We start from the raw sequence: 16,181 nt of genomic DNA, 5'->3' as shown, positions 1-16,181 counted from the left end.
ACAGCAGATAGGGATAGCAACAATAAAGGCAATTAGTTATGCGTTTTTTCAAACTTACGTAACAGAACATCACCACGTTTCACAGCAGTATCTAAAGCAGCTTGAGGTGTTTCTTTACCACTCCAAACACTTTCTAACGCGCCATTAATCACATCACGAATCTGAACAAAATTACCCAAACGTAAACCACGAGAGTTTACCGTTGGTTGCGTTGCCGTCATTTGAATAACAGCCGCTTCTGTTCCTGGATGAGATTGATAGAAGCCTTCTTTCTTAGTTAGATCGTAGGCAGCGTGTGTGATTGGTAGATAACCCGTGAACTGATGCCATTCAGCTTGGATTTTCGGAGTAGATAAGAACTGAAGGAAAGCCGCGGCCGCTTTATATTGCGCTTTGTCTTTGCCTTGCAAGACCCACAAAGAAGCACCACCGATAATGGTGTTATCAGGTTGTTTAACTTCGCTTGCCCAATAAGGAAGAGATGACACACCAAAATCAAACTTGGCATTTCGAGTCATACCACCATAAGCAGATGATGAGCCTGTGTACATGCCACACTGCTGGCTATAGAATTTTGGTGCGGAATCACTGCGACGACCGCCGTAGCTGAAAATACCGCTCTTCTGCCATTCACGCATTTTAGTAATGTGCATAACTTGCAATGGGCCATTAAACAAAAGTTTAGTGTCTAGGCCGGTGAAACCATCGTCATTTGACGCGAATGGTACGTTATGGCGAGCACTTAAGTTTTCAAGTTGTACCCAAGATTGCCAACCTGTCGTGAAACCACATTTCGCGCCACTAGCTAATAATTTTTTAGAAACAGTCTCAACTTCTTCCCACGTTTTAGGTGGTGCGCTGATGCCTGCTTTTTTAAACATCTCTTTGTTGTAGTAGAGCACTGGAGTAGAGCTGTTAAAGGGCATGGATAGCATGTTGCCCTTCACATCTGAGTAATACCCTGTAACAGAGCTTAAGTAAGCTTTAGGATCAAAACCTGTTTTAGTGTCTTTCATGAGCTTGTAAACTGGGTAGATCGCGCCTTTAGCCGCCATCATCGTTGCCGTACCCACTTCAAACACTTGCACGATGGCAGGTTGTTTGTGCGCACGAAACGCAGCAATCGCAGAAGTCATGGTTTCGGTATAGGTCCCTTTGAAAACAGGATCTACTTCGTATTTGCTTTGGGAGTCGTTAAACTCTTTAACAATTTCATTCAACTTTTCACCATTAGCACCGCCCATGGCGTGCCACCACTCAATTTGAGTTGCGGCGAAACTGGTACTAGCAACAGACATACCTAAAACGGCTGTCGCGATCATTGATTTACGCATTTTGGAGTTCCTCATATGATTATTTTAGTAGTTGAGAAAGCACTGTAGTGACTCAATGTTTCATTTTTATGATAATTTGGTTTCAAATGAAAGAAAAAAGTACAAAAATGTACAAAAATGAAGATTAATTAAATTTTAGCGGCCTAAATGGTGTCAAAACGCTTGAGATGAAAGCGATTCTTGCAAGGCGATATGATTTGACCGTAATTGCATAACGGCCTCTTGAACAACCGTTATGTCTTCTTTGTTTGCGGCTTGTTCGATGATTTTTGCACTCGCACTCATCGCAATACCCGAGACTTCAGCACTTGCTCCCTTGATACGATGAGCGACCTGAGCAACCTTGGCCCAATCTTCTATGGCGGCATAATCAATTAATTGCTGCACCAGCCCAGCACTTTCTTTAATAAACTCCTTGGCGACTAAATCCATGAGCATTTTATTATTGGCTAAACGATTTCTATAATCGATCACATCAAAAATCAGCATCCCTTTTCCCTTCGTTCGGCTACGCTTCTGGTAACCACTTTTCTAGCATACTTTGCAGCTTATCTTTCGCAATCGGTTTTGCTAAATGATCATTCATACCCGCGTCGAGACACAAATCCCTATCTCCCTTCATGGCATTCGCACTGAGCGCAACAATAGGCACATTCGATGATGTTGCTCCCTCCTGCATTTGCCTGATTACACGAGTCGCCTCGTAGCCATCCATTATCGGCATTTGGCAATCCATAAAGATTAGATCGTAAGACGCCGCCTGCGCCTTCTCAATAGCTTCTTGGCCATTCATAGCCACATCCACATCGACACCAAACATGTTTAATAAACCACGTACCACAATTTGGTTTGTTAAGTTATCTTCTACCACTAAAATTCTTGCTTCCATATTATCAATGCTCTTTTGTGGCTCTTCTGATGACGAGGTATTGACCGTCATCGTTGGCTCTACCTGCGGTGGCAAGGTCATATTTGCTAACTGCTCTTCTAACCGTGAGTAAAATACCGGCTTAGCAATGAAGCTTGCATCAGAATATTTAGTTATGTCTGAGTAAGGCTTTAAGACAATAAAACGAATGTCATGTTGCCGGCACAACTGCTCTAACTGAGCGACTTCTTGCTCAGAACAATCATCCAAAACAAACTTATCCACTAAAATACCCGTCAGCGAATCTATGGGCATGGTCAACAATGACCCAAGCTTGTCATGTAAGGTATATTGAACACCAAAATGCGCCAATAATTGGCCAACATATTGCCGCCCAGTGTCATTAGAGTACACCACAGCAACCGACACATCATAGCGAGGTCCGCTCAGCGCCTCGTTCTCACACTCAAGAGAAACATTAAACCAAAAAGAAGCGCCGTTCTCTTTTTGAGCAGAAAATCCTATTTCTCCACCCATTAATTCGATCATTTCTTTACTGATCGCCAGCCCCAATCCAGTACCGCCATACTGTCGTGTTGTAGAATTATCTGCTTGCTTAAAACGCTGAAATAAACGCGCTTGTTGAGATTCTGAAATGCCGATACCTGTGTCATCAATTCGTACATGCAGTGTTTTCTGGCCTTCCTTTGAAGGACGAAGCTCAACATACAAATTCACCTCTCCTTCTTTCGTGAACTTGATCGCATTACCTAATAAATTCATAAGAATTTGCTTCAACCTTAAGCGATCACCAATCAACACAACAGAGGGCACGTAAACCGCAGGAACATTGAAAGCAATGCCCTTTTCTTCTGCTTTCACCACGAGAAGGCGAGATATTTCTTCGATCAGTTCACGCAAATCAAATGGCATTAACTCTAATGAAATACTCCCCATTTCAATTTTAGATAAATCCAAAATATCGTTAATAATTTCCATCAAGGATTCAGCACTTTGGCGAGACAAATCAGCCAACTCAGTTTGTTCTGGGCGCAACCCCGTATTTTTCAATAAAGACAAACAACCAATGACGCCATTTAATGGCGTTCTAATTTCATGGCTCATATTCGCCAAGAAATCGCTTTTCGCTCTGTTGGCATCTTCCGCGGCTTCTTGTGCCTTACTGTGGGAAAATTGGGATTTTCTTAAGGACTTATTCGCCAGCGATAAATCCTTTGTGCGTTGACGAACACGACTTTCAATCTCTGCCGTATGACTGCTCACCATCAATAAAAACCAACCCAACATAGCGGCTAAAAAGAAGCCCCCTGCTAACACAAAACGAACGTCCCAAGGCTGACGATAAAAGACCCCTTCACTCACCTGGAATAAACGCCAATGCTTAGCACCAACCTTCACATCCTTACTCACAGCGATGCCAAAATCATCGCTATTAAAACGTGTTATTAGCGTCTCTGCTGATAAACCAGCTCCTTTACTTTTGGCAAGTATCGCAGGAGATTCTCCGCCACCGCCCATATCAACCAAATACAATTGAGTATTTTTTAAAACACCTCTATCAACAATGGCTTGCGTTAAGAAATCCAAACTCAATGCCGCTGTAGCCACCCCTTTTAACCGATCTGAACCCTCATGAAAGAACGGTAAATAGAGCAATACCGCCATATTGCTGCGTATCAATTTAATGGGAGCTGTTGGGTAAGGCTGTTTGAATTTAATGGCCTGATCTAACGCATAACGACGATTTTTTTGCGAATAAATATCATAACCAAACGCCGCCTCACGCCCTTTGCTAGGATTCATAAACGTCACGGCAATATGCAGATCTCGTGGTGTTGCAGGAATAAATTTTCCCTTGTCATTTTTCTCTTTGAGGTAAAATCTAAAACCAGAATAATTTTTTTGAATATCGGCTTCAAAATCGGCAACATCATCCTGATCCACCACCATATTCAAAGACACGGCATAAATAGATTGGTCACGATCTAACACACTGTCCGTATAACGCTTGAAATCTTCTGCGTTAATCTTCGAACTTCCTCGAACAAAACCCACAATGCCATAAAGAATGTCTTCCATGTTCTCAATGCGATTGTTAAGCGACAAATCCAATAGCTCAACATTCAAATTGAATTCTTTTGTTTGTTTGGCTAATTCAAAATGACGCACGCCAAACGATAAAGCCACCGTTACCAATATGACAAATAAAAGCCCCATCACTAGCTGAAAGGGACGCCTAAGTTTATTTTTTGATAAGTTCGGAAATACCACAACAAACCACGGCACCACCACTAAAATGCCAATGAGATCTCCCGTCCACCAACTTAACCACTCTCCCCATAATTGGCTTCGTTCAATAAACCCTACAAAATATAACGCGCTCACGGCAATACTGGCGCTCACCAAGGTAGACACAAGCGCCGTTAAAACAATAAAACGCAGTACTAAAGTAGAACGGTAAAAAGCAAACGGAAAAGACACATAACGAAGAACCAAAAAGCGCCCGACATAGGCTTGGAGCATAGCGGCAAACGCAATCACACAAAACAAAGGGAAATGAACAGCATGATGAAGATATGAAGAGGCAATAAAACTAAATAATATAGAACCAAAAAACACACCGAACAGCGCCCACCGATGAAATAGCAGAACACTGATTAATGCAAACCCAGAGGCTGGGAACACCACAGTGGCATACCCTGGAGGCACCACTTCTGACAAACCTAACAATCCGAAAAGAACGTATCCAATAGTGGTTAAAACGAGTATTTTTATTCCTTTCCGCATAGTGTCTCGATTCATTCTTCTGGTTGAATTAACCCAATTAAACAGACCCGGCAATGTCATTCAGCCATATTTCACATCACAGGTTCAAGTCAAAGATAAGGTTTCTATCAGTGTAGACACAATCTCTCGTTTATATATCCCTAAAACCGTTATTCAATAAAATAAAAAAAGGCCTCATACCAAATGAGACCTTTCGCCTTTTACCTCACAAGAACACAGTGCTAAAAAGTACGCTTAGAGCTGGAACTGATTCACCGCTAACGTTAACTTTTCAGACAATCCATCTAATCGCTTAGCCGTCGCTACCGTATTTTTTGCGGCTTCTGAACCTTCTTCTGTATTAGCCGCAATATTCTCTATTTTATGAGCAATATCGTCACTCGCATTACTTTGCTCTAAGAGTGCATTACAAATGTAATTAATGGCTTCTTCAACCTGCTCAGTACTGCTTCTCACTTGCGACATAGAGCCACCTGCTTTTTCAGCCAGTAAGACCCCTTTTTCGACCTGCGCCACTTCCGCTCCCATACTATTGGAAACCGCCGTGGTCACTTCTTGGATTTTCGTCACGATAAACGTTATTTCTTTGGTCGATTCCGCTGTACGCTGAGCCAAATTACGAATCTCATCCGCAACAACCGAGAAGCCTCGACCTTGCTCGCCTGCTCGGGCTGCTTCAATCGCAGCATTCAACGCCAGTAAATTGGTTTGATCAGCCACGTCCCTAATGACCTGAATAATATTCGTAATATCACTAGAGCGCTGTTCCAAATCTCGGATCAATGACGACGAATCTTGCGACAGTTGAGAAATTTTGGCCATTTCATCCGTTGCCGATAACACCACATCGCCCGCTTCTGCCGATAACTTGCCAGACTGAATAGAAAAGCCCTGCGCATTTTTAGCCTGTTCTGCCACCTGACTAATACTGACAGATAGTTGCTGCACCGTGGATGCCACAGAAGAAGCCGCATCGCTTTGGCCGATAGAGCTTTTGGCACTGTGTTCAGAAGCATCAAATAGCTGAGTCGCCGCAGCAGACACTTCGTTTGAGCCCTCTTGTACATGGCACAACATAGCGTGTGTTTTCTCAACAAACTCATTCATTGAACTAGCAATCGCAGCCAATTCATCACGCCCCTCTACTGGTAAACGCTGGGTTAAATCCCCCTCACCAAGTTGCTTAACAACGGTTTGAATATGGAACACCCTTTTACGCAAATCACTCGCCACAAAACGCTGAATCGCCACCACAAAAATGCCGCCGGCTAACAATGGCGTCAGAATCAGCCAAAGAATGCTGTTCATCAGATCAGAAATTACCGTATAAGAAAGCTGCCCTTTGGCTTGATTATCGTTAATCAACTGATCAATACGATCCATCATAGGCACCAGTTGCAGCCCATAAATAGCATCTGGAATTTGCAGCGCATCTTGTGGACTATCTGGAGCTATCTTAATCGCACTGTTAAATTGCTTATCATATTCTGCCCACAATGTCGTAATCTCGCCTAACAGCGCTCTGGTTTCTTCAGGACTGATGGCCTTAACACCATCTGCTGATTCGGTATCCGCCGCCTTGTCATTAGTACCTTCAAGGCTGCCTTGAGAGCTGTCTTGACTCTCAGAAGACCCATCGCCTTCAGTACTGTTTTTCTCAGCCGGTAGAGTGTGTTCAATTTGCGCTAATAAGGTAATAATTTTGGTATTGGCTGCATCGAGAGCGGTTTTGGTATTCGGTAAGATAGGATCGTTTTTCGCCACCGACAACGCCGTGGCCTTAATTTCAAATAAACTCTGAGACGTCGCCACTTGACCCTGATAGTCATGAAAGCCCACTCGTAAACCAGAGAGGGTATACGCACTGAAAATACCCACTAAAATAATACTAACCGCAGTAATGGCAGAGAGTAGCCACATTTTTTTATTAATACTCAAACTTACGCCTCCGAAAAAGAAGAACATCCCACGCCCAAAGCGCGCTTTCTGAATCGGCAACATTACAGTAACAATGTTAAGGAAATGTAACAGTGGAACACACCAACTGTACTTACAAAAACAGGACTTTTATTAGAATGATTGGCAATATAAGTCTTTCACAATACGTTAGAAGAGGTGATTAAAGCTTGGCTGTAGCAGTGCGAACAAATGACTCGCATGGCGCTATCCCCTAAGTTTTGGATATTTTAGTAAAATTAAGATGATGTAACAGATAGACACCTCTCACCATCAGAATAAAGTAAACAAAAAAGATTACTAAAACCCTTTACAAGGTAAACATATTTGTTTACTATTTTGCTATTATTTGGACAAGGAGACAAGGTGAAGCAAAGTGAATTCAGACGGCAACTAGAAAAAATGGGAGTAGAGGTTAAGAAAGGCACAAACCACTTAAAGCTCTACTACGAAGATAAACGATCGGTAATGCCAAGACACCCAAGCAAGGAAATACCGGAAGGAACAAGATTGGCAATACTAAAACAATTAGGAATAAAATAACCCATAAAGGTTATTTTATTCCTAATAATTAGTGTTAGTACCAATTCTAAGCCGCATACGCAGCTTATATATATTTAAAACGCGCATGCGCACTATTAAATTGCCATTTAAAGGAATTACCATGAAATACCCAGTCACAATTGAGAAAGACGGAAATGGCTACAGCGTCAGCTTTCCTGATATTCCAGAAGCATTAACCTGTGGCGATACCTACGAAGAAGCTCTAGCCGAAGCAGAAGACGCCTTGGTTACCGCTTTTGAGTTCTATTTTGAAGACGAACGCTCAGTACCGCTACCTTCTAAAGTAACCGGTGAATCCGTGAGCGTGCCTTTAAGCGTTTGGAGCAAAGTGCTTTTACTAAACACGATGCTTGAAGAGCATGTTTCTCAATCGGAACTGGCTAAACGTATAGGTAAAAAGAAGCAGGAAATGCAACGTATTATCAACCTTGGCCATAATACGAAAATCGATACTCTAGTGACCGCACTAGAAGCATTAGGTAAGAAAATCAGTTTCTCTGTCGTCTGAGTTCACTTTTTCGCACCTTGTTAAATAAGCCCCTCTAGAAAGGGGCTTTTTTACGATTAAACTAAAGGAATTTATAATGAATTTATCCTCGACAGATGCGACCGCAGTAGCAAATGCCTTACAGGCATCCGATATTACTGCCATAGCGAGTGTTGTTGTGGCTGTTTGCGCTTTGTTCATTACCATCTGGCAGGCTTGGTTTCGAGCAATATGGTCAATAGATCACAGCGTATAAATTGAACAGGACATTCACTATTAGTAATAAAACAGCCTGAGAGGTTTAGAAGATAAAACTGGGGAGTACAAAGAATGGTGCCCAGAGACGGAATCGAACCGCCGACACGAGGATTTTCAATCCTCTGCTCTACCGACTGAGCTATCTGGGCAAATACTGGAAGAACGACCTTAACATAAGGTTCGTTATTTTAAAGTAAAAAAAAGGCCATCTGAACTAACAAATGGCCTTTCTTTATAAATCATGGTGCCCAGAGACGGAATCGAACCGCCGACACGAGGATTTTCAATCCTCTGCTCTACCGACTGAGCTATCTGGGCAAGTGCGGCGTATTATAGATGAGTCTCTTTATTCGTCAACACTTTTTTTAAATCTTTTAACAAAAACTTAGAAAAGCGCTTAGGTCTGTTATTATCTCCCCATATCAAGGAGATAAAATATGCTGCACGTTGTTTTGTACCAACCAGAAATTCCACCTAATACAGGTAATGTTATTCGTTTATGCGCCAATACTGGCTATCAGCTTCATTTGATCGAGCCATTGGGGTTTGACTTAGAAGATAAAAAGTTACGTCGAGCAGGGTTGGATTATCATGAATTCACTCGCTTAAAACGCTATCCTGATTTTCAAAGCTTTGTCGATCAAAATGACATCGGGACTATTTATGCGCTGACAACTAAAGGCAGTCGCCCTCATAGTGAAGCGGCTTTTAATGAAAACGATGTGTTGGTGTTTGGTCCTGAAACTAGAGGGCTTCCTACCGAGTTCATTGAAGCGTTACCAAAAGAGCAACGCCTTAGATTGCCGATGCAAGCGAGTTCTCGTAGCCTGAACCTTTCTAATACCGTTGCTGTAATGGTCTATGAATCATGGCGTCAGTTAGGCTATAAGATGCCTCCCAGTGACCAATAAACAAACAGAGGCAAGATGAATTCGATTGGATTACTGTTAAGACGCAAACACACTCGCCGCCAGTTTCGTAGCAAGGTGCATCTTCATGATAAGAGAGATTTAAAGAAGCGCTTTATTCTGCTCGCGGCGGTTGTCGGTTTACACTGTATCGCAATGGTGTTCTTTGAAGATCTTAATTGGTGGCAAGCGTTTTGGCTAACAATGACCTCTGCGACGACCACAGGCTATGGTGACATCTCCGCTGTTACCTTTTGGGGACAGTTTTCAACCATTGTGTTGATTTACGGAATGGGAATCACACTGGTCGCTCAGATCGCAAGTGATTATATTGAACTGCGAATAACCAACAAAGAAATGCGCATTAAAGGCCGCATGGAGTGGAATACTATGCAAGATCACTTGCTCATCATTAACACCCCAAAATACGACACAGAACGCTATCTAGACCTGCTAGTCACTCAGGTAACCAATACCCCTGAACTAGCAGAAGTGCCTATTCAAATTCTCACCCCAGACTTCCCTGAAGGCTTGCCGTTAAAGCTTCGTTCGCAAGGCGTTGTTCATCAAACAGGTGAGGCAACCACAGAGGGCATGTTACTTTCTGCTGGTGCAGATAAAGCGAAATACATCATTGTGCTGTGCTCAGACTATCAAGAGCCGCATTGTGACAGTGTCACTTTTGATATCCTACACAGAATACAGACACTTCACTCATCGGCCTTCATCCTTGCTGAGTCCATTGACGATAGTAACCGAGCACGTTTCAAGAAAGCAGGAGCCAATGCGGTCATTAGGCCAGTTAGAGCGTATCCAGAAATGCTCGTTCGATCTCTTATTGCTCCAGGTACGGAACAGGTTCTTGAAAACTTATTCCGCTATGAAGGCGATCATACGATTCGTTTGGATATTCGCTTAGAAGGGTTTACGTGGGCAGACATAGTCACCAGACTCATTCAAAACAATATTGGTACGGCGCTGGGCTTTGAAAATAACAATGGGGATATCATTACTCATCCTGCGACTTCTGAAAAGATATCCGCTCGGTCACTGATATTGCTCGTCGGAGATGAGCAAGTTTTACCGAGTAAAGAGCAGATCGCCAGCTACTTTACGCCTAATTAAGGATTCGTTCTTTTTCTGTTATATATGAGCAGAATTTGAGTGTTTTCAGACTTTTTAGACATAAAAAAACTAGGCAATGCATAGTTTTTTTATGCTTATCTATTTTATAGCTGGCCAGTTAAGACCAGGTATTTTTCCATTAGCTGTTCTTCCGTTTCTTTACGATTCGGGTCTAATGGAATGCAATCAACGGGACAAACCTGCTGACATTGCGGCTCATCATAATGACCAATACATTCGGTGCATTTGGATGGGTCAATGACATAAATTTCGTCACCTTGAGAAATGGCCTCATTCGGACATTCTGGCTCGCAGACATCGCAATTTATACATTCATCGGTAATGATCAGAGACATTATTCTTCTCTCCTAACAATCAGCAAGGCAATTCTCGCCAAACCAAAACAAGCGGTTAACGTTTCACCGAGTTATAGTGCTCTTTCAGAACACGTGCTACTTCAGGGTTCACAAATTGACCAAAATCACCATCTAAGGAAGCAATTTCACGCACTAAAGTAGACGAGATATAAGAATACTTTTCAGAAGGCGTTAGGAAAATGCTTTCTACATCAGGCGCAATCGCACGATTCATATTGGCAAGCTGAAATTCGTACTCAAAATCAGAGACAGCACGAAGCCCTCTCACAACAACTTGGCCCTGTACTGAACGTGTGAATTCAGTCAGTAAGTTATCAAAACCAACAACCTCAACATTCGGCAAATGGCCTAATACTTTTTTTGCTAAAGCAATACGCACATCATGAGAAAGCGCTGGCCGTTTTTTAGGGCTCGCCGCTACAGCTACGATAACCTGTCTAAACAGTTTTGACGCACGTTCAACCAAATCAGTATGGCCGTTGGTAATGGGGTCAAAGGTACCCGGATAAACTGCAATCGCACTCATAGCTTTCATCCAAAAATTTATTAAAGGGAGAATACCTTGGCTAGCTGATTATTTACTGTCCATTTTGTATTCCCATTGAGGGGTCGCATCATATAGGAATACGACCCCTTTCTCAATTCACTAGCGTCATTACAGATATGCATTAAGCTTATAAGACCCAACGCTGTCTGATTAAATAACGTATGGCGATAGAAATTGTTTCAGTAATGAAATCGCCAAGAAGATAAAAATTGGAGATAAGTCCAAGCCACCTAATGGAGGAATAACACGCTGACAGGTGCGATACAAGGGTGCGGTAATTTGCCCGACCAGCATGGCGCCTGGATGATTTGCTCCTGGCGCAACCCAACTCAAAATAACAGAGAGTAATAAGGCCCAAAAGTACAAATCAAGCAGATGGTAAATCGTACCTGCCACAGTATAAATTGCATAATGTACCGGCGTACCGGCAAAGCCAAGCATAGTAAAAATGATTCCAACGGTTACCAGTTGTACCAATAAAGCCAACACAAGGCAGGCGGTATCAAGACGGCCAAAAGAAGGGATTATCTTACGTAATGGCAATAACAATGGACTGGTCGCTTTAACAATCCCTTGGCTAATCGGGTTATAAAAATCGGCGCGAGTCAGCTGCAATACTAAGCGTAGCAATACGACAAATAAATAAAGGTTCGCAATGGTTTTAATCAAAAAAACAAATGGATCTGACGTCATGAAAAAATTCCTCGTTACTCTGTTTGACCAGAAAATTGGCTAGCAAGCTGCTTAGAACGGTCCACACAAGCCGTCATGGCATCATCGACTATTTTGTCAATGTTTGCCGCTTCAAAAGATAATAATGCTTGTTCTGTTGTGCCGTTTGGTGAAGTGATATTTTTGCGTAACTGGCTAATGGGCTCATCCAACTCAGTTACCATTTTTGCCGCACCCAGCATGGCATAAGTCGCTAATTGACGGCATGCCGCTTCATTCAGGCCTTGTTCTTGCCCACTTTTGACCATCGCTTCTAAGAATCGAAAGAAATAAGCCGGTGAGCTACCAGACAACGCCGTCACCGTATGCATGTGCGCTTCTTCCTCTACCCAAACCGATTCACCGATACTGGAAAATACATCAGAAACCCACGCTTTTTGCGTGTCATTTGTATGTGCATTAGCAATCAGGCCGGTCATGCCAGCGCCCACTTGAGATGGCGTATTCGGCATGCTGCGAATGATAGAAACAGATTGTCCTAACCATTTTTCAATCGCCGCTAATTCAACGCCTGCGGCGACAGATAAGAAAATTTGCTCAGGGCGAACCTGATCAGCAAAACCTTCGATAACACCTTGAATTTGTGCAGGTTTAACGCACAACACAACCGCATCTGCTTTTGCGACTGCTGCGTTATTATCTGCCAGCATTTCAATGCCAAAAGTAGCGCTGTATTTATCACGTTTTTCCGCTGTACGGGAGGTCCCCATAATTTTTGACGCTGGGTATCCCGCATCAATCATACCGCCAATAATGGCACTCGCCATATTACCCACGCCAATAAAGGCAATACTTGGTTTCATTTCAAATCCTAATTAATCTATTGTTAACTCGTCTAATTGACGTGTTTATTCACCAAAAGACGGCCTAGCCATCTTTCTAAAATCACTCTGCTGGTTATCATTTTATAATGCGGGGTAATCTCTCGCACCAAAAATAGCCGTTCCCACTCGGACCATTGTGCTACCCGATGCAATCGCGGCAGGTAAATCGCCGGACATTCCAATCGACAATGTATCTATCATGCTATCAGTCACCGCCAATTCAAGGAAGGCTTGATGTAAGGGCGCATACACCTTCATTTGAGCTTCTAGGCTTTCCTGTGGTGCTGGTATCGCCATTAATCCACGTAGCCGAAGATTTGGCAGTGTCTGAATAAGAGCAACCAATGTTTTTAAGGCTTCTATTGAAACACCTGATTTACTTTCTTCACCACTGATATTCACCTGAATACATACATTAAGAGGTGACATGTTTTCTGGTCTTTGCTCGTTTAAACGACGCGCAATTTTCTCACGATCAATGGTATGTACCCAATCCATATGTTCCGCAATTAGGCGCGATTTATTGGACTGGATTGGACCAATAAAGTGCCATTCAATGTCTGTTAAATGCGCCAAAGCTTGACGTTTATCAACCGCTTCTTGGACATAATTCTCACCAAACAAGCGTTGTCCAGCTTGATAAGCCACTTCTAGTGCTTGCAATGGTTTAGTTTTACTAACAGCTAATAGACGAACACTGTGATCTGGCCGATGATACTGACGTGTTAATTCCGCAATTTGTTGAGAAATTTCAGCGAGTTTAGCCTCTATGCTCATAGCAGCTTGCGCTCCTTTTTTATTCGATAAGGCAAACAGGAATGGTTTATGGCACCTTTTTATCAGACTGTAAAAAGGTAAAGGGGAATAATAGCATTATTATTAAATATCGGATAAGAAACTAAAAAGTATAAAACTCTGAGCTTGTTGCATAAATAACACCGTGAAACTCAATACGATAGCCAAAATCAGTTGCTACCGAGCTGGATGCATAAAGAGTAGCACGGTGCAAATCATCCAGCGTGGAATGCTCTGGGTAATAAGCCATTCCAATGCAAATACCTTCGGCAATCAGACGGTTTGATTCACTGCCAGGAAAACGAATCGCTTTTAGCAGTTTTTCTGTGACAATTTCAGCGTCTTTCATATGACGAATGCGAATTCCCATGACAAATTCACCGTCACCATAGTACGCAACCAAGTCATTATCACGAATGGTACTTTGAATAATACGGGCTAATTCCTTTAAGTTTTTATCGTCACCCGGCTCTAATTTGGCTCTAAGTTTTAAAGAAATAAGGGCTACTCGAGAAAAATGACGACGAGAATCTTTCAAAACCATGGAGAAATTATTTTCAAAACTGAAAGAACTTAACAGTCCAGTTTTAGGGTCATAGTGCCCTTTTTCTAATAAAATTTGATCTGAATTTTCTCGCAACCCTGCCGCTTGTATAAGTTGAGCGCCATCGTTAAGAACCAGCTCCATAAGACCATCATGCTGTTGTGACGTAGTCTTTTGGAATACTACCATAAGGTAAGTAGCGCCTTTTAACTCATGAACATTGAGCATAAACGCTCTGCTGAAACCATTGCTCGTTAAAAACACCTGCCATAAAGACCACTCTGATGATTGATCAATGTTTGACTCTTTACGGATGGGACAAGAAGGGCTTTTTGAAAAGGTGGCTAATGATTTGGGTAGTACTACAATATGCCCTTCCGATCGCAGTAGCTGTGCACTTGTCTGGTCGTGACTAACGAGAGACCATTCATCTTTATCGGCGTCTTTTATCAACAAGACCCCATAAGTTTCGGCTGAAATTTCCTGACAACGTTTGAGAATTTCTTCCCAAAAAAAGGCAACAGATTTACCTTCTGCAATCGATAACAAGCGCTTAGTATGTTCAGCATTTAGTTTTTTAAATTGATCGCATTCTTTTTCAAGCTCATCAAGACGGCTACGCAATAAATGAATTTCGTCATGCTCTACAAGATGTGAATCCATATAAAAAACCACAATAGTTGATATTAATAACTAGACTATCAAGTCGGCCATAAAAGTAAAGATTTAACAAAACAATTGAGCCAACGCGCTGCTCGCATTGACTCAATTTATATCACACTAGTTGGTAAACTCGTTGTCCTGAGATAAAAGTAGACATGACACGCCCGGTAAAACGCTCGTCTAAATAGGGCGAGTTTTGGCCTTTAGTTTTACGGTTTTCTAATGTCCAATCCCATGATGCGGTGCTGTCGAACAAAACAAAATCTGCAAAGCTACCCACTGTCAACGTACCAGCCTCTAAGCCAAAGCAAGAAGCAGGCCCATAGGTCAGACACGACAAGACGGTCGGTAAATCTAAATCGCCTTCGTCCATTAATGTCATCGCTAGAGGCAATAAAACTTCAACATTCGCCATACCAGGTTCAGTGGCGGCGAAAGGGGCTATTTTAGCCATTTTTTCGTGCGGTTGATGGTCTGAACAAATAGCCGTGATCACACCGGCTTTGATACCCTCGATCAAGGTTAAACGATCATCTTCACTGCGCAACGGAGGCAACACATGGTAATGACCATTAAATTGATTAAGTACTTGGTCGCTTAACAGCAAATTATGCACTGCAACATCGGCCGTGACATCAAGACCAGATGCTCTCGCATCAGCAATCATCTCGACAGACTTACCACAAGATAGCCGTGCGAAATGCGCACGAACGCCGCTCTTCTCAACTAATAACAAATCACGCATTAGCGCGATGGTTTCTGCTGTTTCAGGAATGCCTGCCAACCCATGCATGGTGGACATCAAACCTTCGTGGGCACAACCACCTTCTGACAAACTGCTTTCATCTGGGTGGAAAACCACCAGCAAATCATGCGTCGCTGCGTATTCTAATGCGCGATACAGCACTTTTGTGCTTGCCATTGGTCGGCGATGGTTTGACAAGGCCACACAACCTGCGTCCGTTAATGACACCATATTACTCAAATGCGCGCCGTCCAAGCCTTGCGTAAGCGCGCCCAGCGGAAACACATTCGCCATACCTGCTGCATCGGCTTTATCTTGGATGAGTGCTGCGACGGCAGGCGTATCTACAATAGGATTCGTATCTGGCGGGCAAACCAAGGTCGTCACACCACCAGAAACGGCAGCACGGCCTTCTGTTGCGATATTACCCTTTTGAGAAAAACCAGGCTCACGCAATGCCACGGCCAAATCCACTAAACCAGGCAACACCCAAAGCCCAGACGCATCAATCACTTCTGCATCTTCAAAGCCATCTGGAGCGTCACCAATCGCGGCGATTTTTTGGTTTTCCACATACAGATCAGTAACAAGATCCACACCTTGGCTAGGATCGATAATACGACCATTCTGAATTCGTAATTTCATG

The 16,181-nt window shown here is 42.8% G+C and carries 16 protein-coding genes and 2 tRNA genes; 5 read left to right on the top strand and 13 right to left on the bottom strand.

Annotated elements, in window-relative coordinates; translation table 11 throughout:
* Window positions 1–32 precede the first annotated feature (32 nt).
* From ugpB to E0D70_RS03430, 4 genes are all read right to left on the bottom strand, one after another.
* Window positions 33–1,334, bottom strand: a complete 1,302-nt coding sequence (gene ugpB, locus E0D70_RS03445) for a sn-glycerol-3-phosphate ABC transporter substrate-binding protein UgpB (RefSeq protein ID WP_133010872.1) — start codon at window positions 1,332–1,334, stop codon at window positions 33–35.
* A gap of 153 nt (window positions 1,335–1,487) precedes the next feature.
* Window positions 1,488–1,823, bottom strand: coding sequence for an Hpt domain-containing protein (locus tag E0D70_RS03440; RefSeq protein ID WP_133010871.1), 336 nt, complete (start codon window positions 1,821–1,823; stop codon window positions 1,488–1,490).
* 19 nt (window positions 1,824–1,842) lie between these two features.
* Entirely contained in the window at window positions 1,843–5,010 is a 3,168-nt protein-coding gene (locus tag E0D70_RS03435) for an ATP-binding protein (protein ID WP_133010870.1), read from the bottom strand.
* Window positions 5,011–5,244: 234 nt separating this feature from the next.
* Window positions 5,245–6,948, bottom strand: a complete 1,704-nt coding sequence (locus E0D70_RS03430; protein ID WP_165942864.1) for a methyl-accepting chemotaxis protein — start codon at window positions 6,946–6,948, stop codon at window positions 5,245–5,247.
* 384 nt (window positions 6,949–7,332) lie between these two features.
* Between E0D70_RS03430 and E0D70_RS03425 the strand changes: the two genes are divergently transcribed.
* From E0D70_RS03425 to E0D70_RS17485, 3 genes are all read left to right on the top strand, one after another.
* Window positions 7,333–7,509, top strand: coding sequence for a type II toxin-antitoxin system HicA family toxin (locus E0D70_RS03425; protein ID WP_133010868.1), 177 nt, complete (start codon window positions 7,333–7,335; stop codon window positions 7,507–7,509).
* Between the two features lie 121 nt (window positions 7,510–7,630).
* A complete protein-coding gene (locus tag E0D70_RS03420; protein WP_133010867.1) occupies window positions 7,631–8,038 on the top strand; it encodes a type II toxin-antitoxin system HicB family antitoxin in 408 nt (135 codons plus the stop codon).
* 76 nt (window positions 8,039–8,114) lie between these two features.
* Window positions 8,115–8,273, top strand: a complete 159-nt coding sequence (locus tag E0D70_RS17485; protein ID WP_165942863.1) for a hypothetical protein — start codon at window positions 8,115–8,117, stop codon at window positions 8,271–8,273.
* Window positions 8,274–8,348: 75 nt separating this feature from the next.
* Here E0D70_RS17485 and E0D70_RS03415 read toward each other — a convergent pair.
* A tRNA-Phe gene (locus E0D70_RS03415) sits at window positions 8,349–8,424 on the bottom strand.
* Window positions 8,425–8,517: 93 nt separating this feature from the next.
* A tRNA-Phe gene (locus E0D70_RS03410) sits at window positions 8,518–8,593 on the bottom strand.
* A 119-nt stretch (window positions 8,594–8,712) separates the two neighbouring features.
* Here E0D70_RS03410 and trmL point away from each other — a divergent pair.
* Window positions 8,713–9,186, top strand: a complete 474-nt coding sequence (trmL, locus tag E0D70_RS03405; RefSeq protein ID WP_133010866.1) for a tRNA (uridine(34)/cytosine(34)/5-carboxymethylaminomethyluridine(34)-2'-O)-methyltransferase TrmL — start codon at window positions 8,713–8,715, stop codon at window positions 9,184–9,186.
* A gap of 15 nt (window positions 9,187–9,201) precedes the next feature.
* Window positions 9,202–10,308, top strand: a complete 1,107-nt coding sequence (locus E0D70_RS03400) for a potassium channel family protein (RefSeq protein ID WP_133010865.1) — start codon at window positions 9,202–9,204, stop codon at window positions 10,306–10,308.
* 104 nt (window positions 10,309–10,412) lie between these two features.
* On the opposite strand, the gene E0D70_RS03395 is transcribed toward E0D70_RS03400, so the two are convergent.
* The 7 genes from E0D70_RS03395 to E0D70_RS03365 form a co-directional block, all read right to left on the bottom strand.
* Window positions 10,413–10,664, bottom strand: coding sequence for a YfhL family 4Fe-4S dicluster ferredoxin (locus E0D70_RS03395; protein ID WP_133010864.1), 252 nt, complete (start codon window positions 10,662–10,664; stop codon window positions 10,413–10,415).
* A 55-nt stretch (window positions 10,665–10,719) separates the two neighbouring features.
* Window positions 10,720–11,211 carry a pantetheine-phosphate adenylyltransferase gene (gene coaD, locus E0D70_RS03390; RefSeq protein WP_133010863.1) on the bottom strand — a complete coding sequence of 164 codons (492 nt, stop codon included), beginning with the start codon at window positions 11,209–11,211 and terminating at the stop codon, window positions 10,720–10,722.
* 171 nt (window positions 11,212–11,382) lie between these two features.
* Complete coding sequence (locus tag E0D70_RS03385) at window positions 11,383–11,925, bottom strand: YggT family protein (RefSeq protein WP_133010862.1); 543 nt, start codon at window positions 11,923–11,925, stop codon at window positions 11,383–11,385.
* A 14-nt stretch (window positions 11,926–11,939) separates the two neighbouring features.
* Window positions 11,940–12,767, bottom strand: a complete 828-nt coding sequence (proC, locus tag E0D70_RS03380) for a pyrroline-5-carboxylate reductase (protein WP_133010861.1) — start codon at window positions 12,765–12,767, stop codon at window positions 11,940–11,942.
* 102 nt (window positions 12,768–12,869) lie between these two features.
* The gene (locus E0D70_RS03375) at window positions 12,870–13,565 is read right to left on the bottom strand and encodes a YggS family pyridoxal phosphate-dependent enzyme (RefSeq protein ID WP_133010860.1); all 696 of its coding nucleotides are present in this window, start codon (window positions 13,563–13,565) and stop codon (window positions 12,870–12,872) included.
* Between the two features lie 121 nt (window positions 13,566–13,686).
* Window positions 13,687–14,790 carry a diguanylate cyclase domain-containing protein gene (locus E0D70_RS03370; RefSeq protein WP_133010859.1) on the bottom strand — a complete coding sequence of 368 codons (1,104 nt, stop codon included), beginning with the start codon at window positions 14,788–14,790 and terminating at the stop codon, window positions 13,687–13,689.
* A gap of 112 nt (window positions 14,791–14,902) precedes the next feature.
* Complete coding sequence (locus E0D70_RS03365) at window positions 14,903–16,180, bottom strand: dihydroorotase (RefSeq protein WP_133010858.1); 1,278 nt, start codon at window positions 16,178–16,180, stop codon at window positions 14,903–14,905.
* Between the last annotated feature and the right edge of the window lies 1 nt (window position 16,181).

This window comes from Marinomonas flavescens (assembly GCF_004352835.1).
Taxonomy (GTDB): domain Bacteria; phylum Pseudomonadota; class Gammaproteobacteria; order Pseudomonadales; family Marinomonadaceae; genus Marinomonas; species Marinomonas flavescens.
This window is presented reverse-complemented; position numbering and strand designations above follow the sequence as displayed.